The sequence below is a fragment of the Nocardia citri genome (assembly GCF_054065835.1).
Window position 1 is genome coordinate 67,303 of the sequence record NZ_JBSUQM010000003.1, and the last position, 23,251, is coordinate 90,553.

A 23,251-nucleotide genomic window follows, 5' to 3' on the forward strand; every position below is an offset into this window, starting at 1 on the left:
GCACGGCGAGCAGGGGCGACGGAGCCAGGGCCGCAGATGTGGTTCGATTCGGCGAATGCGGCCGTCGGCGGCCAATTCGAGGATCATGGCCTCGGTCAGTGTACCGGCGGCACGGTCCAGGTGCGTGGCGTGGACCGGGACCATGCTGATCGGCGATCACCTGGAATCGGCGCCGTATTCCGCCGGGGTAGCACAAGTGTTTCGCTCGAGTTGATCGTCTTGCTCGGCTACAGCATGATCAATCCGATGGATCCGGTGTTACGGGCGATAGCCGATGTCGATTGGGCCGAACTGGAACATGCTTACGGCCCGGCGGCGGATGCCCCGGCGCACCTGCGGGCGTTGATCGACGGCGATGCCGACGCCTGTGTCGACGCGGTGGGCTATCTCGACGCCGCACTACTACATCAGGGCAGTGTGTACTCGGCGACCGCGCCGTTCGTCGCGATCATGGCCGAACTGCTGGCGCGTCCGCATACCGAGATGAAGGTAGCGGACATCCTGCCGTGGGATCCGGGACCGCGACCGTTGCGCGTGGCGCTCCTGGACTACCTGGAGGTCTTCGCGCAGGCGTGTTGTTCCGGAATCTCCGATGAGCAGCTGTATGCCGAGGCTCACCCACCCGGCCGCACCGAGGAGGATTTGCAGCGCGTCAAAGCGAATCGGCGCGCCGGACTGCTGGAATTGGGGCCCGATCCGGCGAACGCCCTTCTGGTGGAACATGTTCCGACACCACCGGGCTTGCTGGCGGCCATCGATGACCACGTCTTCCGCGCGGCGATGCGGGCCAGGGACGAGATCGCCTGTCGCGCGGTCGTTCCCGGCGTGATCGAGGCGGTCGAGCCGCTGGTCGACGATCCGCAAGTGACGGTGCGCATGGCCGCACTGCGGGCGTTGATCGAACTCACCGCACATCCGGGCTATGCCGACAAGCGGATCGCGTTGCTGCGACGGCTGGACGAGATCGCGCCGACCATCGCGGATCCGGTCGAACGAGCCACTGCCGCACGGATTTCCGGCCTCAACGGCGGCTGCCCGGAGCACCTGCTCGCCGATGCCCACCCGGGCGTGCGCACCTGCGCCGCGCTTGCGCCCGCATTTGCCGCCGAGCAGCGCGCCACCGATGAATTGCTGGCCGCGCTGCAGCATCCGGAGGTCATCGATCGGTGGTTCGATCGGCATTTGCCCGGCCAGGATGGCTGGCTGCGCCACGATGTCATCCGCGAACTCGTCAGCCGGGTCGATGATTTCGAGACGCTGCTCCCCGCCGCGATCGAAGCGGCCTGGGCCGCGAATCCGAGCACCGTACGCTATGACTGTATTTCCTTCCTGCACAGAGCCTTTCCTGATCGAATCGGTGTCGGGTCGCAGCTGTCCGCCGCCCAGCTGTCGTTCCTCGCGGTCTTGGTGGAGATCGATGATCTCTGGCAGCTCGGCCAGCTCGAACGCTGGCTCGATATCGCGGGTCTGCCCGGCGGCCGGGACGGCTGCCGTCGGCTCGTCGAGCAGTAACTGTCCAGTCCAGCTGGGTCACCAGCCGCGAAGCGGTGACCGAGCGGTTTGCCGCTCTCGGGCAGTGCCAAGCAGATCGCCCGGATGCGCGTCAGGTAGGTGTAGGGTCCTGACTTTCGCCGCCGGGACGCGGAAACAAGGAAGTGTATCCATGGGAATCGAGTTGCACGCGGCGGGAGTATGCCGCGCGCCCGCCGCGGACTTCCTCGATCAAGTGGGGGAGTGGCTGCGGACCGGCCCCGCCGGTGCGCGGGTCGGCTGGACCGCCACGTCCGCGCCTTTGCGGAAATCGGTGGAGGTCTCCGGAGATCGCCTGCTGGCCGTACTGCATCCGGCGGCCGAACCGGTCGATCTGCGTGCGGCACATGGTCAAGTGGTGGTGAGCGCGGGTTGTGCGTCGGCTGGGCCGGGCTATCACCGGCATGTCGCGGCGGTGCTGCACGAAATGGGTCGGCGATTCGACATCGTATGGGACGAGGGGACCGAGGATCCGCTCGGATTGGGTGATGACCGCGCCGAGGTCGAACACGACTATCTGGTGTGGATCCGCGGTCTCGCGGCGACGGTGCTGACCGAGGTGCCGGCGGAGGGCGCATCGGTTTCGATCGGATTGTCGCTCGGCAGTGACCGTTTCGACTACGACGGGCTGGCCGCGAGTTGGTTGGGGCCGCGCGATCGCGACTGGTTCGAGTCGGTCCGCGATGGCGACCAGGCGGCCGCGCGCGCGTTCTTCCCGTGGTGGGAGGACGGCTGGACCGCGCCGACGATGCGCAATACCGCGATCGGCATCATGTGGAACGACGTGCGGTGGCGGACACCGTCGGACGCCGACGACATGCCCGCACTGCATCAGGCCGACGCACTGCTGGCCGAGGCGCACCGGCTCGATACCGCACTGGAGCTGCCATGGGCGGCTTGGCATGAATTACGGCTGCTGCTGGCGGGTTCCGCGGCCGCCACCGTTGCGGATGCGCCCGCCGATCTGCCCACGCGGGCCGCTGCGGCGGCTGCGGCGCGGCTGGGCTACCGCCGACGCCCGGTGCACACCACACCGGTGTCCGGGTGGAGCCTGCAGATTCCCGGCGATTTCACCTACGGCTGGGACGGTGACCGGTGGTGGGCCTGGGATGGCACTCGCCAGATCGAGATCACCATCCTTGACGTCGGTGACTCGAAAACCGGGCCGCCACCGGCCGCGATGCTGCAATACGGTGCCAATGCGACCGCGGGTCATCGCGGCGAACCGGTTAGCGGCGGGCCCGGTGACGGATGGTGGTTGCCCTCCGAGGACGGTGCAGAGGTCGGTGTGCAGGGGATCGCCAGTCGCCGCAATGGCGAATTGCTGCTGGTCACGATCAGTGTGCCCGGGAGGCAATTGGATTGGGCGATCGAGGCCTGGCGTTCGCTGCATTACAACGGGGAGTGACCGCACGTTTGTGGAAGCCGGTGCACTCTGGTCGAGCAAGCTGGCCTTACGAATCGAACAGGAGGTTTCCCTTGGCAATCGCGGTCGATATTGTCGTCGGCGTGTTCTTCTGCGCGATGGGTGTGTATGCCCTCGCGGCCCCCGCAGCGCTGACCCGTCCCTTCGGTATTCGCCTCCAGCGGGCCGCGGCACGTTACGAGGTCCGCGCCGTGTATGGCGGATTCGGTCTCGCAATGGCGGCGATGCTGGCGGTCGCGGCGACCCACGATGGCGCCTTGCGCACCGGAATCATGGTCACCATCGGTGTCGCACTGGGTGGTATGGCATTGGGCCGCCTCGTATCCGCAGTGCTCGATGACCGAATCGCCTTCTACCCCAATTGGTTCTACTGCATTGTCGAGACGGTCGCCGCGGTGGCTCTGGTGGCGGCCTCCTGAGTTATCCGGTCGGCGTCACTTTCCGTCGCTCTCCTGTGGCTGGGCCGGCGGAAACAAGAGAGGAGGTCATCACACCGGTGCTGCGCAAGTGGAATGTCTTCGAGCGCAACGACTTCGGTGACCGAGGCGATCCGGTGAATCCGAACCGCACCCTGGCCGCCATCTCCGGCCTGGCGCGCACCACCGAACGCCGTCACGTCAGAGTTACCAGCGACCCACCGCCATCTGGGCCTTCCGTCGCGACGAATAGCGCAGCGCGTCAATGCTTTGCGCTGTTCAGTCGCGCGGGGCGTACATGATGACGGCGACACCGAGAAGGCAGAGGGTAGCGCCGAGGTAGTCCCAGCGATCGGGGCGGAATTTGTCGACGATCATGCCCCAGGCGAGTGAGCCCGCCACGAAGACGCCACCGTAGGCGGCCAGGATGCGGCCGAAGTTCGGGTCCGGCTGAAAGGTGGCGACGAAGCCGTAGGCACCGAGTGCGAGCACGCCCGCCGCGATCCAGAGCAGCCCGCGATGTTCACGCCAGCCCTGCCAGACCAGCCAGGCCCCGCCGATCTCGGCGAGTGCGGCGAGGGCGAACAGCAGCAGTGACCGGGCGATCGTCATGCTCAGACCGTACCGTGAGGTCCGTAGTGTCTATTCACCTCGCCGGTACACATCCGTGAACAGTATGAATAGCTATTAGCTATCGAAAGTTCGGTGGTTGTTCAGCAAGGCGGCCGGCGGTTGCGAGACCCATGAAGCGTCTGTGAACACTCACTCCGTGCGCCACCGAAGGGCACTGCCGTGCTGGATCGTTCGGGTCCGCCACCCAAGCCGACAAGGTCGTCCTCATCGGACTCGACGGCACGATGTACGGCAAGATCGAAGAGGTTCGGGCGCCGAACCTGTTGCGGCTCAGTGCCGAAGGCACCCTCGGTCGCACCTCCATCGCCCCGCACATCTCGATCTCCGGTCCGTCCTGGGCCACCGTGCTCACCGGGGTCTGGGGCAACAAACACGGCATCACCGACAACAACTTCGACGCCACCCCGTTCGCGAGATATCCGACGGTCTTCACCCGACTCGAACGCCACGATCCGACCCTCAAAACCCAGTCCATCGCGACTTGGGATCAGATCGCCACCATGACGGCCAGCGGCGATCCGCGCGCCGACGTCGTAATCTCCACTCCGCTCGTGCCTGACGACGACAACGAAAGCGCCACCGACGCCGCTACCACCGACAGTGTCGCCACCGCCATCACCAAGTACGCCCCTGACTTCCTTTTCACCCATCTCGACCAGGTCGATCGCGCCGGCCACCAGCATGGCGGCGCGTCCAGCGAATACCGCGAGGCCGTCACCCGCGTCGACGCCCTGGTCGGCCGCATAGTCGCCGCTGTGGATGCCCGCGCCCGCGCCAATCCCGCCGAACGCTGGACCATCCTGGTCACCACCGATCACGGCCACCGCCCAAAGGGCGGCCACGGCGGTCAAACCCCCGACGAGACAAGCAGTTTCGTCATCGCCCGCGGCCCGAACTTCCTCCCGGGCGCGACCAGTTCCAGCTTCTCCCTGGTCGATATCACCCCGACCGTGCTGGATATGTTCCACGCCCCGCTCGACCCGGACTTCGACGGTCAATCCCGCATCCGTCAGCCTGTCGAACCCTTCAGCAGCCGATAGGGCACCTTCCACACGCCCCGTTCGTTATCGTCGCGGACAATCCGGGCGTCGCAATTCACCCGCGCACAATCGGGGTATTTCCGACTCGGCGACCTCGGGTCGGGCAGGTGCCCTGCGCTCGGACTAAAGTTGTGGTCTGGGCGGTTGCAGCGGTCGGATACCGTGGTCCGATCGTGGCGCGGAGAGGTGGTGGCATGACTCAGCATCTTGGCGAGGCGAATGTCGAGCAATCGGCAGGCGCCCCGCAGTCGAATGGTGCGGCCATCCCGGCTGTGACGACGCCGAAACCACAGGTGACTTCCAATTCCGCAGCGGTGCGCCAGCCGGGGACCGCGGCAGCGGTCCCGACCTCCGCCTCGCGGCGGGTACGCGCCCGCCTGGCTCGACGCATGACCGGCCAGCGCGGTATCGCGGCGGTAAAACCGGTGCTCGAGCCCCTGGCCAGTGTGCACCGCGAGCTGTATCCGAAGGCGAATCTGACGCTGCTGCAGCGTGCCTTCGACGTGGCCGACGAGCGCCACGCCCACCAGTTCCGCAAGTCCGGTGACCCCTACATCACCCACCCGCTCGCCGTGGCCAATATCCTCGCCGAACTCGGTATGGACACCACTACACTGGTCGCGGCGCTGCTGCACGACACCGTGGAGGACACCGGCTATTCACTCGAGCAGCTGACCCAGGACTTCGGCGCCGAGGTCGCGCATCTGGTCGACGGTGTCACCAAACTCGACAAGGTCAACCTGGGTGCCGCCGCCGAGGCGGAGACCATCCGCAAGATGATCATCGCCATGGCCCGTGACCCGCGCGTGCTGGTGATCAAGGTGGCCGACCGCTTGCACAACATGCGCACCATGCGCTTTCTGCCGCCGGAGAAGCAGGCGAAGAAGGCCAAGGAAACCCTCGAGGTGATCGCGCCGCTGGCGCACCGCCTCGGTATGGCCACGGTCAAATGGGAGCTCGAGGACCTCGCGTTCGCGATCCTGCACCCGAAGAAGTACGACGAGATCGTGCGCCTGGTCGCCGACCGCGCGCCATCGCGCGATACCTACCTGGCACGGGTGCGCGCGGAAATCGTGAACACCCTTGCGGCGTCGCGGATCAACGCGATCGTCGAGGGCCGCCCGAAGCACTACTGGTCGATCTACCAGAAGATGATCGTCAAGGGTAAGGACTTCGACGATATCCACGACCTGGTCGGCATCCGCATCCTGTGCGACGAGGTCCGCGACTGCTACGCGGCGGTCGGCGTGGTGCATTCGCTGTGGCAGCCGATGGCGGGCCGGTTCAAGGACTACATAGCCCAGCCGCGCTACGGCGTCTACCAGTCGCTGCACACCACGGTCGTCGGCCCCGACGGCAAGCCGCTGGAGGTGCAGATCCGCACCCAGGACATGCATCGCACCGCCGAATTCGGCATCGCCGCGCACTGGCGCTACAAGGAGAACCGCGGCAAGCATTCCAACGACTCCACCGAAGTCGACGATATGGCGTGGATGCGGCAGCTGTTGGACTGGCAGCGCGAGGCTGCCGACCCGGCTGAATTCCTGGAGTCGTTGCGCTTCGACTTGAAGTCACCGGAGATCTTCGTCTTCACCCCGAAGGGTGATGTGATCACGTTGCCGCAGAAATCGACTCCGGTGGACTTCGCGTACGCGGTGCACACCGAGGTCGGGCACCGTTGCATCGGCGCGCGGGTCAACGGCCGCCTGGTCGCACTGGAACGTCAACTCGAAAACGGTGAGGTCGTCGAGGTGTTCACCTCGAAGGCACAGAACGCCGGACCCAGCCGCGACTGGCAGAACTTCGTGGTCTCGCCACGCGCCAAGGCCAAGATCCGGCAGTGGTTCGCCAAGGAACGCCGCGAAGAGGCCCTGGAAAGCGGTAAGGAGCAGATCTCCAAGGAGGTCCGCCGCGTCGGGCTGCCGCTGCAGCGGCTGATGAGTGTGGACGCGATGACCGCTGTTGCGCACGAACTGCACTACACCGATATCTCGACGCTGTATACCGCCGTCGGCGAACATCAGGTGTCCGCGCATCACGTCGTGCAGCGGCTGATGGCGCAGCTCGGTGGCATCGGTGATGTAGAGAACGAGCTTGCCGAGCGCTCTACCCCGTCGACGACGCCGAGCCGGCAGCGCGTGACCGGTGACGCGGGGGTGCTGATCCCCGGCGCGTCGGGCACGGTGGCCAAGCTCGCCAAGTGCTGCACCCCGGTCCCCGGTGACGAGATCATGGGCTTCGTGACCCGCGGCGGCGCGGTCAGCGTGCACCGCACCGACTGCACCAACGCCGGTTCGCTACGTGACCAGGCCGAGCGCATCATCGAGGTGGAGTGGGCGCCGTCGCCGTCCTCGGTCTTCCTGGTCGCTATTCAGATCGAGGCACTCGACCGCACCCGACTGCTTTCGGATGTGACCAAGGTGCTGGCCGACGAGAAGGTGAATATCCTGTCCGCCTCCGTCGCCACGCACGGTGACCGGGTCGCGATCAGCAAGTTCACCTTCGAGATGGGCGATCCGAAACACCTGGGCCACTTGCTGAATGTGGTGCGCAATGTGGAGGGCGTATACGACGTCTACCGGGTGACTTCGGCCACCTAGATCGCGGCGTCGAACTCGCTGGACGTAGTCGGCGTCCGAGAAATCCAGGCATGCTGGTAGGGCGGCTGACGTTGCGGTTACGTGTCTGCGTGGCTCGGCATTCGACGGAATGCGAAGTCCAGGTTGATGATTCGTATCCCCGAAGGGTCGCCCGCGGGTTGCGGGCCGATTTTCATCGCCGGAAAATTGTCGAATAGTCCACGGTGGCACGCCGTGAACTGTCACGTGCCAGCCGGCGGTTCGCCCAGACTTTTCGTCGAAGCCGCAGTAGGGGCCGGAATCTGTTACGGTCTATTGGGTTTCATGGCGTTGAGGTTATGTGCGGCAACACGAATTGATTGCGGATCGCTATGATGAGCTACACGGCACGGATCTCGGGAATGCTGATCGCATTCGCGTCGCTGTGGCGACCGCAGGGACCGCCGTGGCGGAACCGTCCGATTCCGCGGGCCCGACGATGAATGTCGCCATCGGAACCCGTCCGGCATTGTACGCCTTGGGAATTCAGGGCACCGGCGAATCGTCACCGGATGCCGCGCCGACCACCGATACCGGCATGCTCTCCACAGTCTTCATGCCGATGCTGGCCAAGGCCGATCCCGGTCTGGTCGACCGCGCCTATGTTCCCTACGATTCCGGCTTCGGCGGCGCGACCGCTGGCGGCATGGCGACATATGCCGAGTCGGTGATCGGCGGACTGATTCGGCTGCGCTCGATGTCCCAGGATGTCGCGGCCCGCTGCGCCGAGACCCGCGTCGCGATCGTGGGCTATTCGCAAGGCGCGCATGTGGCCTCGATGTTCGCCCTGGAGATCGGACAGGGGCATGGCGTGATACCGCCCGAGAAGGTCGCCGCCGTCGCCTTGTTCGCCGATCCGACCCGCAATCCCGGTGCGCCGCTGTTTCCCGGCTCGCCGGGCAAGGCGACCCTGGATCCCGCACCGGGTACCTCGGGGGATCGGATCGCATCCGTCGCGGCACTGCCGCAGGAGCCCGCGAGCGGTGGCGATATCGCGCCGGAACGCGATAAGGCCCCCGATTTCGCCGCGCTGACCGGGCGTGTCGCAAGTTTCTGTGCCGCAGGCGATCTCGCGTGCGATGCACCCGAGGGCGCGCCGATCCTGAAGGCGGTGGCGTCCATCGCCGGCCAGTCCCAGTTGAGTGGTGGCGACCCGATCGCGTCATTGGCGTCGATTTCCCAGGCGCTGGCATATACGTCGATCAAGACCGCGACCAAAGTCGTCAATGAAGATGTTCAGGGTAACTCTCTCGCGAATTTATCGATTTCACCGCAGAAGTCGATTTCGCAGCGCCTTGCCGAAGCCGCCGATCCGCGCACACCGCTGAATATGCCCGCGGCACTACAGGCGCTGTTGAAGGTCGGCATGATCGGACTGAACGCGGTCGTGACGGTGCTCAAGTCGGTCATCAATTCGGCCGATATCAGCCAACTCGCCACCGCGGGGCTGACCGATCCGGTCTCCGGAATCCTGCTGTTCGGCACGAAATTGCTGGGCGCGATTCCACAACTGGTGCGGCCGACGACCGGCGCCCGGCTGGTCACCCAGGCGTTCGACGCGGTCGTACTGAACATCACGGATAACAGCGAACTGCTCGATGTGATGACCTGGGTGCGGTATTGGGATACAGTGCGGCGTCACGGCGCTTACAGCACGGCCGCGGTCACCGCCACCGGCGATACGCCCACCCGATTCGTCGCCGATTGGTTCGCCGCGGTGGCACACGATCTGGCCGATAAATTCGGCAGTGGAACTGTGCCTATCGGTGGCAGCACAAAATCGACCACCGGATTCTTCGGAGACAGTTCCGGCGCGTCGACTACGCCGAATTCGTCCGGTACGGGACAATTTCCGTTCGGGACAGGAGCCGATGGCACCTCATCCGGCGGCGCGACGTCGACTCCGCCCACCGTAGTACCCGGCACCCTGAACAACACCTACCCGTTCTCCACGAACTGATCGCAGAGAGGGTCCGACGATGCACGTGCCTCGCGCTGCGGGAATGGGGGAATGTTGAAGTCGTACAAACAGCTGTCGCGGTGGTACGGCGCGCTGGAGCCGGAGACAGGGGTGGCGACGCCACAGCCGGACGAGCCGGGATTGCGGGAACCCGGTGACGAGGACGGCGCGCCGCGGTATCCGCACTACATTCGTGAAGAGGATCCCGACGAGGTGCGTGCGCGCGACGAGGTGCCCGCCGATCTGGCCTCCAATCGCAGCGAATTCACCGGTGGGTGGTCGGATTGGGTGGCCGGACGTGCACCCGGCCCCGACGACGACTACGACGGACCACGTAATGGTGAACTTGTACAGTTCCCGTGGCCGGAGGATGACTACGACGGCGGCCCGCGCGAGCGGTCGGCACGCGCGACGCGCGCACTGCGTCAGGAGGCCCGCGGTCATCCGGCCGCGCGCCGGGCGCGGGTTGTCGCGGTGCTCGTCGTGGCCGTACTGCTGCTGGCCGCGGCCGCCGCGGGCGCGCTGTTCCTGCTGCGCTCGTCCGCTGATCACGCCACCGCTTCGGTCGTGCCCTCGATGCAATTCACCGCGGGCAGTGTCCAATCCCGTGGCATCGCCGATTGCCCGACCGAACGCGGCGACCGCCTCGTGCGCAGTGCCGAACCCGGCGGCACCGACTCCGGGCCGGACGCGATCCTGGCGTTCCAATACGCCTACTACGTGGAACGTTCCGGCGAGCGGGTCCGGGCGGTGGTCGCACCGGATTCGAATATCTCCTCGGCCACGGTGATTCAGCACGGCATCGACACCATTCCGCTGGGCACCACGCATTGCGTGCGGATCCAGACGATCACCGACAATCGGTATTCGGTCGAGGTCACCGAGTACCGCCCCGGCGGCGCGCCCGCCACGTACAACATGCAGACCGTGACCACGGCGATGGTCGACGGCCGCACGCTCGTCACGAGCGTCGCGGCCGGATGAATAGAGAGAGCTGATAGCGATGGGAGACGACTGGAGCCGCTGGCTCGACGAGGCGCCCGATGAGGGGGACCCGTCGGACCGGCACGCGCCTTCGAAGGCTCCGGTGGTGCGTCTGCGGCGCAAGCGCGGTGACATCGATTCGGCGGAACCGGCGCAGCGTTCGATTCTGGTGGTCGGTGGCTGTGGTGGTGCGGGAACCACGACCACGGCATTGGGTTTGGCCGGTGAACTCGGCTCGACGGGCGTTTCGACGGTGGCGGTGGACGCCACGGTGGCGGGCAGCGATCTGGCGCTGCGCGGCGCCGATGAACACCTGCATCCGGTCAGCCTACAATCGTGGTTGTACGGGCGCGGCAACGATGAACCGGCGCCGTTGAAGGAGTGTCTGTCGCAGGCGAGTTCGGGCATCGGACTGCTGTGGCGCGACGCCGCGCCGCTACGTCGGCGTGCCACATTTCTCACAGTCGCGCGTGCGATCTATGACGCCGGGTATACCGCCGTCTACGACGGCGGCAACCCGATTGCCGGACGGCAGCTGCGGCCCCTGCTGGATGACGCGGATGTCGCTGTGGTACTTGCCATTCCGGCGCGGGCCGACGCCGCGAATCGGCTGCGGGTGACCCTGGAATGGCTCGACGACCAGTTCGGCGACTCGGCCGAGGGGCAAGGCGGCGGCATCGTCGGCGATACTACAATCGTTGTCTCACATCAGCTTCCCGGTGCCGACTCGCATGTTGCCGATCATTTGCGCGAACACCTTTCCGGCTGGGTCCGCGACATCATGGAGATTCCCTACGATCCTCATCTGGCGCGCGGTGAAATCGTTCGCCACGCGTCGCTGGCTTCGCAGACGCGCCGGGCTTATGGGCGGCTGCTCGCCGGAGTGGCATCATGACGGCCGCCATGAAACTTCGCCGTCAGTCCGAAGCCGCCCAGGCCGGTGTGGTCGCCCCACCGGAGTCCCGGCGCGCACCCATTTGGGATCGTCCCGTACCCGGCGTCGGCCGGGCGCCGCTGTGGTGGCTGCTAGGTGTGCACGGCGGTGCCGGGGCCAGTACCCTCGCGCGGGTGCTGGCGCCCGCGGCAGATGCGGGCCGCCGCTGGCCCGGCGTCTTCGACCGTGAATCGCCCTTCGTCGTCCTGGTGGCCAGGGAGACCATCGCCGGGCTTACCCGCGCGCATGACCTACTGCGCCAACATCATTCGGGTTTCGCCGGCTCCAGTGAAGTCCTGGGAATGATCACCGTCGCGGCCCGGCCCGGCCGGATGCCCGCCGAAATCCGCCGCTATCGCGACGTGGTCGGCTCCCTGGCCGGTCAGGTCTGGCAGGTCCCGTGGTACGAGGAGTGGACCCTCGTCGAGCCGGAGAGCCTGCCGATCTGGACCCCGGGCGACGAGATACCGCAGAAGAAGAAGCGGATCGACCCGCTCGAGGAAGTTCCGCTGGAGGTCCGCGAGCTCGGGGCCGATATTGTTGCGGTCGTGCGCGAAAACCTCGACAGCAGCGCATCTTTCGAGGAGGGCCACCGTTGACGACTACTACCAAGAAAGGCAGCCGATGAGCATGATTCTCCTTGCCGTGCAGGACACGTACGGCACTGTGCTGGCTCAGGTCGGTAACCCGACCCCAGAGGCGCCTCCCGGCTCGGAGAAGATCCTGCAGCTGGTCCGTTACCTCACCTGGTTCGTGTTGCTTTCCGGCATCTGCGGAATCACCTACGCGGGTGGCAAATTCGCGTGGGAGAAGTGGACCGGTGGTGGGCTCGAATCGCCGAAGATGGTGGCCGGAGCCATGATCGGCGGCGTCGTCGCGACGAGCGCGGGCACCATCATGAACGCCGTCATCGGAACCTGATGTACGCCATGGCTACCGTGCGAATGTCGGCGGCGGAACTGCTTGCCTACAAGCAGATGCCTGCCGAGGTGCTGCAACCGCTGATGCAGCTGCTGAACTGGTTGCTCTGGTTCGTACTGCTGGTGTGCCTGGCGTGGATGATCGTGTCCGCCGGCCGCCTGTGGATCGCGTTCCGGAGCGATCTCGCGATGAACGACGCCTCGCACGGCGTATTGATGAGTCTGCTCGGGGCCGCGGTAGCGAGCACGGCCTCGGGGATCGCGTTGGCGTTCCTGCCGACGTGAACCGGGATGGGAACGGCCCTGGGATGATTTCCACACCGCTGGCGACTGCTTGCAGGTCGCGCGAAACGGTAGCGCCGTGGGACCAGCCCGGCGTGTGGCGGCGCAGCATCGGTAAACCCGCGGCCGGTGCGTTCGGTGCTGCCCTGTTGCTGGCTGCAGTCGGCTGCGGCGGTCACGGTGACTCCGGCCCGAACCTGACGGCCGCGCCGACGCATCTGCGGTGGCAGCCGTTCCAGGGCGTGGCACTCCCGGCCGCCGGCCAGGGGCCGAAGCGGATATCCGACGGCGCCGCAACGGGTTTCGAGCATTCACCGATCGGTGCGGCCCTGGCGGCGGTCGTGCACACGGTGCGCTTGTCGGTGGCCGCCGACAGTCAATGGGCGGATATCGTGCGCCAAGAGGTGGTGCCGAACAAGGCCAGAGACGAGTGGGCGGTCAACCGGGTGCAGCTCTCGATCATCGGTCCGGCCGCGCCGGAATACGCGCCGAGAGTGCTCGGGTACAAGATCACCGGCTACACCGATGCGACCTCCGCGGTCGATGTCTATACCGAATATTCGGACGACTCGAAGGCGGTGAACCACACCACTGTCGAATGGTTCGGCAACGACTGGAGATTACGACTGCCCGATCCCGACTCGACCGCTCGGCCCATCGAGGCGGTCGATGAATTACCCACGGACATAGTGAAATTGGAGGCACCGAAGTGAGCGAGAAGGAGTCGTACGCGCGCGATCGCGTCTCCTTCGGTGTCATCGCGTCCGCTGCCCTGCTGATACTCATCGTGGTCGTCGGCATCTTCGTCTACGTCAGCCGCGACGACTCGGGTTCGACTGGCGACAAGGCCGCCGCCGCAGCGAATTCCGGTGGTGAGGGCTTCGCGACCCCCGAGGTGGATATTCTCGGCAGGCGTGTCGATATTCCGAACAACCCTGCCGGACAACCACTTCCGCAGGATCCGACGCGGCAGCGCAGGACGTCGGACGCGGATTGGCTGACCGCGGCCCCCGAGGGCACCACCGCACCGCACGGCTGGCAGCGGGTCTACGGCGCCTCGGTCCCGTTCTCCACCTCCGACGGACCGACCCACATCGAAGACGGTCTGGCCGTCGGATATTCGCACACCCCGCAGGGCGCGGTACTCGCGGCGGCCCAGATTACTTACCGCCTCAACGCCCGCCCCGCCGACCGCGATCTCTACGTCCGTCAGGTCCGCGTCTCGGCCCAACAGATCGCCGCCTACGACAAGGCCCTGTCCCAGGACAAACTCCCGCGACAGCAGCCAGAGAAGGTGACCAAGTATTTCGTGGCCTCGGATGCGTTCAAGGTCGAGAACTATGCGGATGATCTGGCGATCATCCAGTTGGCCACCCGAGGCCCCGTGGTCGATGGCAAGCAGTTGTGGGCTGCCCTGCGATTGGTGATGATCTGGGATGCGGGGGACTGGCGGCTCAAACCGGCCACTTCCAACAACCCGCAGACCGAATATGTCGAATCGCTGAACGGGTGGACCAAATGGTGACTATCGACCCCGGATCCGGTCCGGCACACCGCCGATCGCCGATCGTCATGCTAGGTATCGGCGCGGTGCTCGCGGTGGTTGTCGCGGTGGCCTTAACCGTTGTCGCGATGCGCGACAATGCAGCCGGGGGCGACCAGGTGTCGAAGACTGGAACGAGATCGGACAGTATGCCGGTCAGTGGCTCGCCGACCCCGGGAGCGGCCGGATTCAGTGGCTCCGATGTGGATTCCTTCGGTCATCGGGTCGATATTCCGAACAACGCGGCCGGACAACCGATTTCGGAGTCGATTACGCCACGTAAACCTGCCGATGCCGATTGGCAGTCGGGCGCTCCCGGCGGCACGGACCAGCAGGGCGGTTGGCAGCGGGTGTACGGCGGTCCGGTGATCCCGTTCTCGACCACGGACGGTCCTATCCGGATCGAGAGCGATATTCCACTCGGATTCGCCCAGACTCCCCAGGGCGCGGCACTCGCGGCCGAGCAGATCTATTGGCGCACTGTCGCGCGGCCGACCGATCGGGCCCTGTGGCAGCAGTTGGTGATCCTCTCCGCGCAGGAGCAAGTCGACCGCGATCGGAAGATCGCCGACGGCAAGATCCCCGATGCGCTACCCGACAACATCAAACCGTTGTTGTTCGCCTCCGACGCATTCCGAATCGAAAGCTATGGTGACGATTTCGCTGTCGTACGTATCGCCCGTAAAACCCGTGACTTCCTGCACGGCGGGCGCAGTTGGGTCGCCATGAGACTGAATGTGCTCTGGCGTGATGGTGGTTGGAAACTCAAGTCGTCCACGAGTGATGCGCAGCCACTCGAGACGATCGACTCGATCGATGGGTGGACGAAATGGTGAGGCGAGTTGTCACGATTCTCGCGGTCATCTTCACTGTCATGATCGCGACACCGACGGTGGCGTACGGTCAGACCTACGGATTCGACGATACGTGCAACGAATTGCACGACACGCTCGACAACGTTGGTCTGCCCGGCTTCTCCCTCGGTGATGCCGCGTCGGCCGCGTGCAAGGCGGGCAATGTCGCCTCGCACCCGGGCAGCGCCGCGAACGCGGTCAAGGACAAGGCCTGGGATTCGACCTTCGGCAAGGTTGTCGATTCGCTGATGAACGGTCTCGGCGAGGCCATCATCCTCGCGCTGACGTTCTGGATGAAGATCCCCAACGAGGTGGCCAGCGATTCGGGTTCGTTGTTCGTCAAGATCAACGATTACACCTATCAGGCGCAGATATTGCTGCTCATAGCGTCGGTGATACTGTCCGGCGCCAGATTGGCCGAGGCCAGACGCGGCGCCGCCATGAACGAGGCGGCCGAATCGTTCCGCATGTTCACGCGGGTGGTTTTCAGCTCCTGGATGCTCGGCGCGGTCATCGTCGCGGGCACCCAGGCCTCGGATCGATTCTCCGAGTGGATCATCAACGACTCGACCAATGGCAATGCCAAGGACCTGGCCGAGCTGATGGTGAAAACCAGTAAGCTGCAGGCATTTTCGCCGGGGCTGGTCCTGATCATCGCAATTGTCGGACTGCTCGGCGCGCTGGCGCAGATCGTGCTCGCCATCGTGCGTCAGGGACTGCTGATCATCGCGGCCGGTGTGCTGCCGTTGGCGGCGGCCGCGTCCGGAATGAATATCGGCAAGCAGTCGTATCAGAAGCTGATCGGCTGGATCATCGCGTTCATGCTCTGGAAGCCGGTGGCCGCCATCGTCTACATGATTGCGTTCACCACTGCGGGCCATGTGGATTCGGTCACCGATACGGGTGGACTGCCCGAAGGTGAACAGGCGCAACGGATGCTGGTCGCCGTCGTGCTGCTGTGCAGTGTCGCGTTCGTGCTGCCCGCGCTGATGCGGCTGGTCACGCCCGCGGTCGCGATTGTGGGTAGCGGTGGTTCCGGTCTCACCGCGACCGGTGGAACCTTGCTCGCGGTGGGCGCTTTGGGCGCGATGGGCACCAAGGCCGTCTCGGTCAGGGGCGCCGCGCCGGGTTCGGCGGGTTACGTCGGCGGCACCTCCACCGGTCCGCGCCCGCCCGGCGGTGCGGGCGGTCCGCGCGGTGGCGGCGGCGCACCGCGCCCGGCCCCGCCACGCGGTGGCGGTGGCGGCGGAGCACCGGCGGGCGCACCTGCGCGCGCCTCCGTCCCACAGGGCGGGTCCGGAGTACCGTCCGGTGCGTCCAGGGCGGCGGGTGCGATCGGCGTGGCCCGCGCGGCGACCGCGCCGCTGAGCCGAGCCGATGAAGCCATGGGCGATGTGGCGGGCGACCGCTGGGCGAACCGTTCGCCCGACCTCGGGAGGAGCACCATTCCGCGATGACGATGACGACGAGCGATACGTACGAGCGCCGCGCGTACGGTCTGTGGCAGAAGCCGCGCAGCGCAGGCCTTTTCGGTCTGCGCTGGGAAGAGACCGTCATCGGCTTCGTCGTCGTGATCACGGCCTTGATCTGCGCCATGGTCGGCGGTTTCAAATGGGGCCTGATCGTGGGTGGCACCGGCGTTGTCGTGATGGTTCCACTGGTGTGGCGGACGGGGGGCCGCTCCGGATACGAGAACGGATTGATGATGTTCAACTGGATGCGCTCCCGCAACCGCGGTGAGCATGTGTATCGCGGTGGCCGGTTCTCGCGGATTCCAGGTGGTGTCACGCGCCTACCCGGTCTGCTCGCGCCCTCGAAGCTCTACGAGGGCATCGATGCGGGCGGCTACAGCTTCGGCATGATCCACTTACCGCAATTCGCACAGTACACAGTGGTTTTGCGGGCGTGGCCACAGGGCCACGAGGCCGTGGACCAGCCGGTCATCGATCGCTGGGTTTCGGCTTGGGGCACCTTCCTCGCATCAGTCGGCCAGACCAGTGACATCGTCGCCGTGGTCCCGGTGATCGATACCGTGCCCGAGACCGGTAACCGGCTGCTCACCGAGGTCTCCACCATCACCCGCCCGGAGGCGCCGGAGCTGGCCCAGCAGGTGATGTACGAACTCGCCACCGAGCTGCCACAGGAACGCGTGCAGCTGCTGCCGCGCGTCGCGATCACCTTCAAGGCGACCACCGCGGAACGTCGCAAGAATCCGGCCGAGGAGGCTGTCGAGATCGGGCGCAGGCTCCCCGGCATCTGTGCCGCGCTGGCCGAGGCGGGCGTGCGTGCCCAGCCGATGTCGGCCGATGAGGTCATCTCGTTCATCCGGCGCAGCTATGACCCTGCCTCGCAGGCCGATCTCGAGGTGGCCGCCGGTGAACCCGAAGGGCACGGGCTGGATTGGGCCGATGCCGGACCGGTTTCGCACGACGAGAAGTGGGATCATCTGGTGCACGACGGTGGCCGCTCGGTCACCTGGGAGATGGATGCCGCACCCGAGGGGGCGGTGGACGAGCGGGTGCTGCAGCGGCTGCTCGCGCCGAATCCCGAAGTGCCGCGCAAGCGCATCGCCATCGTGTACCGTCCGCATTCGGCCGCCGACGCCGCCGAAATCGTCGACGACGATTTCAAGAACGCGTTGGTGGCCCAGCAGAGCGAACGCGGTGTCGTCTCGGCGGCTGCGACCCTGCGGGTGGGCGCTACCCAGCAGGCCCGTGAGGAACAAGCTCGGGGTCACGGTGTGACCCGCTTCGGGGCGCTGGTGACCATCACCGAGCCTCTGCGCGGTGACCTGCCGCGCATCGAAGCCATTACCCGTGACCTGTCCACGCAGGCGCGGTTGAAGATCCGGCGGTGCTACCGGTACCAGGCGGCGGCCTTCGCGGCCTCGCTCGGTTGCGGGGTGATCCTGCCCGAACACGCGACAATTCCGAAAGCCTTGGCGGGGTGAGCAATACATGGCACGTGAGTACGAGCCACCCGTGCGCGAGCGGGACGAGGCGCCGGTGCGCCGCAAGCGGCGGCCCGAAGACGCGGCATGGGAGCAGCCTGCGGACGAACGCGCTCATCGGTCCACCGGGGGCCGGGTCGAGCGCTCGGGCATCGAGGAGATGCCCGACCGGGATCGACGGTCCGGGCGGGGTTCGGCGCGGGTGAGCGGCGGCGAGCGGACCGGAATCGGCGACACGTCCGACCGGGAGCGGCGACCGTCGCGCGATGCGGCCGAGCGACGGGCGCGCCCCGGCGCCGCAGCCGGGGACGGCGGCCGTGCCGATCGGCCGCATCCGGATCGTGGCCGCGCCAGGGCCGAAAACGGCCGCGGTGAACGGACTTCGGCCGAGCGTGGACGTCCAGACAGGGCCAGGACCGCACGACCGCCTGAGGGCGCACCGCAACGATCGGTACGAGGGAAACGCGTGGCACGACCGGAACGCGACGGCTCGCGGACGAGTCGTGCGGCACAGCGCGCGGCCAAGATCGACTACACCGCCGACCGCGCCATGGGCACCCCGCAGATGGATAAGGCCGCCCGTCGCGCCAAGGCCAGGTCGGACAAGCGCAAGCAGTCCGGTCCGCCGCTGCTCGACGATGCGACCAGGGCCAGACTCGAACAGATCAGCCGGGAGGGCACCGGCCTGCGGGCGGCCTTCGCGACCTTCCGGATCCGCACCGACGATATCCGCCGCCGCAACTACGCGGCCCGCGCCGAACAGGTCTTCGAGGACGGATTCGACCGCAGCACAGCACAACTCACCGATCGCGGCTATATGGGTCCCGGTGGCGGCCGGATGAATGTCGTCGGCCGCCCGGTCGAATACCGGGCCACCACCGCCCAGGTGGCCGGTCTGTGGCCGTGGTCGGTCGGTGCTGGCGCGCCGTTGATCGGCACTCCGCTCGGTTCGCATCTGCATACCGGCGCCCCCGTCTGCTTCGACCCGATGAACTGGTTCCTACGTGGCAGCTTCATTACCGCGCCGAGTCTTTTCGTCCTGGGGCTCAATGGTTTCGGTAAGTCCTCGCTGGTGCGCCGGATCGTGCTCGGCGGAATCGCGCAGGGCATCACGCCGCTGATCCTGGCCGACGTGAAACCGGATTACCGCAAGTTGGTCGAACTGGTCGGTGGCCAGGTGATCGACCTCGGTTACGGTCACGGCAAACTCAACCCGCTCGCCGCCGGTGTCCTCGGTTCGGTCGTGCCGATGTTGGACGAATTTCCCGCGCTGCAACTTCAAGTATTGCAGGATCTGCGCGCCCGCCAGGTCACGCTCATCGCCGGTCTGGTCGAACTCGTACGCGGCGCGCGGGTGCGCGACTACGAGGAGACGCTGATCGCCACCGCGCTGCGCATCCTCTACCGGCCGGGTAGCGGCTACACGCCCGACCAACCGCCCATCATGGAGAACCTGCTCGAGGTGATCGTCGCCGGCGGTGACGAATTGCAGCTCGACGCCGGTGCCGACGATCCCAACGAATACCAAGTGGCCATCAAGGGGCTGCGCCGCTCGCTGCGCGCCTTGACCCAGGGCCCGTTCGGCGCGATCTTCAACGGGCAGACCAGCGTTCCGATCGATACCAGCGCGGTCGCGGTCTGCATCGACGTATCCCATATCCCCACCGGCGACAAGAAGCTCAAGGCCGCCGTGATGCTGGCCTGCTGGGCCGACGGTTTCGCGTCGGTCGAGGCCGCGCATGTGCTCGCCGATGCGAAACTGGGCCAGCAGCGCTATTTCCAGGTGGTGATGGACGAACTGTGGCAGGTGCTCGGCCTCGGCGACTTCATGGTCGACCGGGTCGATGAGCTGACCCGTCTGCAGCGCACTATCGCCACCGCGCTGATCATGATCAGCCACACCATCAAGGACCTGCAAGCGCTGGGATCCGAAGCCGCCATCGCGAAGGCGCTCGGCTTTCTCGAACGCGCGCGCGCCAAGATATTCGGTGCGCTGCCCGGCGAGGAGATCAAGCGCCTGGACAGCGTGGTTCCGTTCACATCCGCCGAGGAGGAGATGGTGACCGGATGGTCCGCACCGCAAGCTCTGACGGGCGAGGCGCTCAAACCTGGTCAGCTTCGTCCATCGCCGCCGGGGACCGGCAAATTCCTGCTGAAGATCGGTGAGGATCGCCGTCCCGGCATTCCGTTCCATATGGAATTCACCTTGTCCGAGAAGGAGAGTGGGATCCACGAAACCAACCAGCGCTTCTCCGAGTTCACCGAGTCGACGTCGCGTGGTGGCGATTCTCCCAGCGGGAGTGCCGCATGAGGGGGCGCGCGCCGCTGGCGACTGCTTGCAGGTCGCTCGAGACAACACAGCTATCGAGACCGGCGGATGGCTGCGGGAGGTGGGGTGCATGATGCCGCACCGGTCCTATCGGAGAGTGTCACCGGAAGTGCGCAAGGCCGCGGTCGAGCAAGTCATCGCACTGACCGGCAAACTGCGCAGCGAATCGGAGGCGTGCCGGGTCGTCGCCGAGCAGATCGGCGTGCATACCAACTCCGTGCGGAACTGGGTACGCGCCGCCGAGGGACCGAGTCTGGAGCGCCTGGATGCGACGGCGCTGCGTCGCAAAGTCGCACTGCTACAACAACAATTGGCTGCCGCCGCGGAAATGAACCGCACGCTGGCCGACACCCTCAACGAGTCTCGGCGGCACAGATGAGCGAGCGTCGGCGAGCGAGTACGGAGGGCACGACCGAGCCGAGCACCAGCGAGGCGGAGTCATGAACCTCGTGGGTTCGGCCAGCGGTCGTTCGGTGCTGCCGGGGATGCGGTGACCGGCCGGTCCGTCCTGTACTTGGCGCTGGCGAGCGTACTGGGGTTGATGACCTTGGTGGTCGTCATTGTGATGCCCGCTGTGGACGACGGCTGTGAGGGCACCTCGGTGCTCGTATCGTCGAGTGTGCTTGCGCCGCTCGGTGGCTTTGCGCCGGGTGATTCCCGGGTGGCTGGTACGCCGACCCCGGCTCGTACTTCCGGCAATCCGACTGCCACCCAGGCGCATTCGACCGCCACCGGTGCGCCGTCACTGGCCGCTGGCGTCGGCCCGATCCGCCGGACGCTGCCGCTGGCGGCGGGAACCTTCACCGTGTCGGACGTATTCGGCGCCCGCGGTGGCACCCACAAGGGCGTCGACCTCGCCGCGACCGATGGCACCACCATCTACTCGGTCTCCGATGGACGGGTCGTAGCGGCCGGTCCCGCTTCGGGTTTCGGCAACTGGATCGTCGTCGATTCTGTCGATACCAACGGCCGCGCCTATTCCGCCGTGTACGGCCATATGTGGGACAGCGGCCTGCATGTGCGCGTCGGCGATACCGTCGTCGCGGGGCAGCCCATCGCGCAGGTCGGCTCGGCGGGCGAATCCAGCGGCCCGCATCTGCATTTCGAGATCGTGCCGGGTGGACGCTTCACCGGCGGTCGGCAGATCGACCCGCTGCCCTGGCTCGACGGCGCACCGACTCCGGATGTCGGTGGTGCGCAGGCCTTCTCGTCGGATCCGCGCTGTAATCGCGGTTTCGGCACCGCGGGTGGTGCGCTGGCTGCGGGCAAGGTGCCGCAGGAGCTCGAAATCTGGTATCGCCGTGCGGGTTCCATCTGCCCGCAGATCACCCCGTCGCTGCTGGCCGCACAAGGCAGACAGGAGTCCGGATTCCGGCGCGGCGCCGCATCCCCCGCGGGCGCCCAGGGTCTGGCCCAGTTCCTGCCCGGCACGGCGGCCAGTATCGACCCCGACGATGGCAAGCCCTATGTGATCGATGCCGACGGCAATGGCGTCGCGAGTGTATGGGACGACGGCGACGCGATTATCGGTCAGGGCCGATATATGTGCGCGCTCGCGCACAAGATCATGGCGTGGGAGTCCGAGGGCCGGGTGCAGGGCGATGTCGTCGCACTGACCCTGGCCGCCTACAACGCCGGTGAGGGTGCGGTACTGGCCTCCGGCGGTATGCCGAACCAGGTAGCCGCGCACTATGCGGAAACGCGGCCGTACGTCGCGAATATCCTTGCGATGGAACCGCAATACCGGGCGCAGGGTTCCAGCGGCCGGTTCACCCCGCAGCAGGGTGCGGGCGGCGTTCAGGTCGTCCAGGCGGCGCAGCAGTGGCTGGGCACCCCGTATGTCTGGGGTGGCGGGGGTCCGCAGGGTCCGAGCGGCGGCGGTATGGACGGTCCCGGCCTGACTTCGGCTGCGGTGTTCGCGGCGTCGTCGGGGGCCGTGACACTGCCGCGGACCGCCGAACAGCAGTGGGAAGCCGGCGTCGAAGTCCCGCTCGGCAAGTTGCAGCCCGGTGATCTGGTGTTCAGCTCATTCGGCCCGCGTGGCCCCGCCGAGGTCGGGATCTATTCCGGAAACAGCCGAATGATCCAATCCGTGCCCGCCGCATACGGGCATTCCAGTGGCGTGACCGAGGTCGCGGTGCCCGGTGACGGTCGCGGCAGGAGGGTGCTGTGACGACAACCGATACCGCGGCGGGCGTACACGCCGAAGCACGTGCGGCGATTGGACCACACAAGTGTCGGCACCGGCGGCTAGCCTTGAATAACAATGCACGCGCGAAACTGGTGGTGATGCTGGTGGTGAGCGTCGCGATGTTGGGTCCGGGGTGCGCCGAATCGGGTCGGGAGTCGGGTTCTGGTGCGCCGCAGCCGCCCACGTCCACGACCCGATTGCTGGAGGGGGTTCCCGCCCCCGATCCGGTCACGCCCGAGGGCGTCGCGGTGGCCGCGCTGAAGGAGATCTACTCCTGGCAGCCCGCCACCGAGGCCCAGGGCGCATCGTTATCGCGTGCGCGAAAATGGTTGGGCCCCAGCCTGATCCGCATGCTGGACAATACGCCGACCGGGATCGAGACACCGAAGGCGACGTTGCAGTGGGCGGACTGGGCCAAGGCACAGGCACATATCGAGGCCTTTGCCTTCGCGTCGGGGGAGCGCCCGCCCGCGAGTGCCGATCCGAACGTCCAACAGTTCAAGATCGGGATCGAGCAAACGGTCGTCTACCCGAACGGGCGCAGGGAATCCCTGCCGCCCGCGACGGTCATCGCGACCGTGGTGCGCACCTCGGAAGGTTGGCGGCTCGACGCCTTCCGCTGAACCCGCACCAGTGACAAC

21 protein-coding genes are annotated in these 23,251 nt (G+C 66.4%); 20 read left to right on the forward strand and 1 reads right to left on the reverse strand.

All coding sequences use genetic code 11. The annotated features are described in order from the left end of the window. The first annotated feature begins 36 nt into the window (after positions 1 to 36). The 3 genes from ACW2Q0_RS06225 to ACW2Q0_RS06235 all read left to right on the forward strand — a co-directional run bounded on the left by ACW2Q0_RS06225 (position 37) and on the right by ACW2Q0_RS06235 (position 3,375). On the forward strand, positions 37 to 1,512 hold the full coding sequence (locus tag ACW2Q0_RS06225) for a hypothetical protein (RefSeq protein WP_457187082.1): 1,476 nt from the start codon (positions 37 to 39) through the stop codon (positions 1,510 to 1,512). Between the two features lie 151 nt (positions 1,513 to 1,663). Further along, positions 1,664 to 2,938: a hypothetical protein gene (locus ACW2Q0_RS06230; protein ID WP_457187084.1), complete on the forward strand. Its 1,275-nt coding sequence runs from the start codon at positions 1,664 to 1,666 to the stop codon at positions 2,936 to 2,938. A gap of 71 nt (positions 2,939 to 3,009) precedes the next feature. Beyond that, complete coding sequence (locus tag ACW2Q0_RS06235) at positions 3,010 to 3,375, forward strand: DUF4345 domain-containing protein (RefSeq protein WP_457187086.1); 366 nt, start codon at positions 3,010 to 3,012, stop codon at positions 3,373 to 3,375. Positions 3,376 to 3,651: 276 nt separating this feature from the next. Here ACW2Q0_RS06235 and ACW2Q0_RS06240 read toward each other — a convergent pair whose 3' ends face one another. Next, positions 3,652 to 3,984, reverse strand: a complete 333-nt coding sequence (locus tag ACW2Q0_RS06240; RefSeq protein ID WP_457187088.1) for a YnfA family protein — start codon at positions 3,982 to 3,984, stop codon at positions 3,652 to 3,654. A 227-nt stretch (positions 3,985 to 4,211) separates the two neighbouring features. On the opposite strand from ACW2Q0_RS06240, the gene ACW2Q0_RS06245 reads away from it, so the two are divergent. The 17 genes from ACW2Q0_RS06245 (at position 4,212) to ACW2Q0_RS06325 (ending at position 23,233) form a co-directional block, all read left to right on the forward strand. Next, the gene (locus tag ACW2Q0_RS06245) at positions 4,212 to 5,045 is read left to right on the forward strand and encodes an alkaline phosphatase family protein (RefSeq protein ID WP_457187726.1); all 834 of its coding nucleotides are present in this window, start codon (positions 4,212 to 4,214) and stop codon (positions 5,043 to 5,045) included. 194 nt (positions 5,046 to 5,239) lie between these two features. Beyond that, positions 5,240 to 7,645: a RelA/SpoT family protein gene (locus tag ACW2Q0_RS06250; RefSeq protein ID WP_457187090.1), complete on the forward strand. Its 2,406-nt coding sequence runs from the start codon at positions 5,240 to 5,242 to the stop codon at positions 7,643 to 7,645. A gap of 424 nt (positions 7,646 to 8,069) precedes the next feature. After that, positions 8,070 to 9,623, forward strand: coding sequence for a cutinase family protein (locus tag ACW2Q0_RS06255; RefSeq protein ID WP_457187092.1), 1,554 nt, complete (start codon positions 8,070 to 8,072; stop codon positions 9,621 to 9,623). Between the two features lie 51 nt (positions 9,624 to 9,674). Further along, a complete protein-coding gene (locus ACW2Q0_RS06260; RefSeq protein WP_457187094.1) occupies positions 9,675 to 10,607 on the forward strand; it encodes a hypothetical protein in 933 nt (310 codons plus the stop codon). A gap of 19 nt (positions 10,608 to 10,626) precedes the next feature. Next, complete coding sequence (locus ACW2Q0_RS06265; protein ID WP_457187096.1) at positions 10,627 to 11,502, forward strand: MinD/ParA family ATP-binding protein; 876 nt, start codon at positions 10,627 to 10,629, stop codon at positions 11,500 to 11,502. Next, a complete protein-coding gene (locus tag ACW2Q0_RS06270) occupies positions 11,499 to 12,140 on the forward strand; it encodes a DUF6668 family protein (protein WP_457187098.1) in 642 nt (213 codons plus the stop codon). The genes ACW2Q0_RS06265 and ACW2Q0_RS06270 overlap by 4 nt, the downstream gene beginning before the upstream one ends. Before the next feature lie 25 nt (positions 12,141 to 12,165). Beyond that, the gene (locus ACW2Q0_RS06275) at positions 12,166 to 12,462 is read left to right on the forward strand and encodes a hypothetical protein (protein ID WP_040692318.1); all 297 of its coding nucleotides are present in this window, start codon (positions 12,166 to 12,168) and stop codon (positions 12,460 to 12,462) included. 8 nt (positions 12,463 to 12,470) lie between these two features. Continuing rightward, a complete protein-coding gene (locus tag ACW2Q0_RS06280; RefSeq protein WP_245567243.1) occupies positions 12,471 to 12,746 on the forward strand; it encodes a hypothetical protein in 276 nt (91 codons plus the stop codon). Positions 12,747 to 12,838: 92 nt separating this feature from the next. After that, the gene (locus ACW2Q0_RS06285) at positions 12,839 to 13,456 is read left to right on the forward strand and encodes a hypothetical protein (RefSeq protein WP_457187101.1); all 618 of its coding nucleotides are present in this window, start codon (positions 12,839 to 12,841) and stop codon (positions 13,454 to 13,456) included. Continuing rightward, complete coding sequence (locus tag ACW2Q0_RS06290; protein WP_457187103.1) at positions 13,453 to 14,268, forward strand: hypothetical protein; 816 nt, start codon at positions 13,453 to 13,455, stop codon at positions 14,266 to 14,268. Before ACW2Q0_RS06285 ends, ACW2Q0_RS06290 begins: the two co-directional genes overlap by 4 nt. Continuing rightward, on the forward strand, positions 14,262 to 15,122 hold the full coding sequence (locus ACW2Q0_RS06295; protein ID WP_457187105.1) for a hypothetical protein: 861 nt from the start codon (positions 14,262 to 14,264) through the stop codon (positions 15,120 to 15,122). Before ACW2Q0_RS06290 ends, ACW2Q0_RS06295 begins: the two co-directional genes overlap by 7 nt. Further along, entirely contained in the window at positions 15,116 to 16,597 is a 1,482-nt protein-coding gene (locus ACW2Q0_RS06300) for a hypothetical protein (protein ID WP_457187107.1), read from the forward strand. The genes ACW2Q0_RS06295 and ACW2Q0_RS06300 overlap by 7 nt, the downstream gene beginning before the upstream one ends. 2 nt (positions 16,598 to 16,599) lie before the next feature. Further along, complete coding sequence (locus tag ACW2Q0_RS06305) at positions 16,600 to 18,090, forward strand: SCO6880 family protein (protein ID WP_457187728.1); 1,491 nt, start codon at positions 16,600 to 16,602, stop codon at positions 18,088 to 18,090. A 7-nt stretch (positions 18,091 to 18,097) separates the two neighbouring features. Next, positions 18,098 to 20,401 (forward strand): hypothetical protein, encoded by a 2,304-nt coding sequence (locus ACW2Q0_RS06310; RefSeq protein WP_457187109.1) that lies wholly within the window; start codon positions 18,098 to 18,100, stop codon positions 20,399 to 20,401. An 88-nt stretch (positions 20,402 to 20,489) separates the two neighbouring features. After that, positions 20,490 to 20,798 (forward strand): transposase, encoded by a 309-nt coding sequence (locus ACW2Q0_RS06315; protein WP_457187111.1) that lies wholly within the window; start codon positions 20,490 to 20,492, stop codon positions 20,796 to 20,798. 111 nt (positions 20,799 to 20,909) lie between these two features. Then, on the forward strand, positions 20,910 to 22,592 hold the full coding sequence (locus tag ACW2Q0_RS06320) for a peptidoglycan DD-metalloendopeptidase family protein (protein WP_457187113.1): 1,683 nt from the start codon (positions 20,910 to 20,912) through the stop codon (positions 22,590 to 22,592). Continuing rightward, complete coding sequence (locus tag ACW2Q0_RS06325; RefSeq protein ID WP_457187115.1) at positions 22,589 to 23,233, forward strand: hypothetical protein; 645 nt, start codon at positions 22,589 to 22,591, stop codon at positions 23,231 to 23,233. Before ACW2Q0_RS06320 ends, ACW2Q0_RS06325 begins: the two co-directional genes overlap by 4 nt. Positions 23,234 to 23,251: the final 18 nt, after the last annotated feature.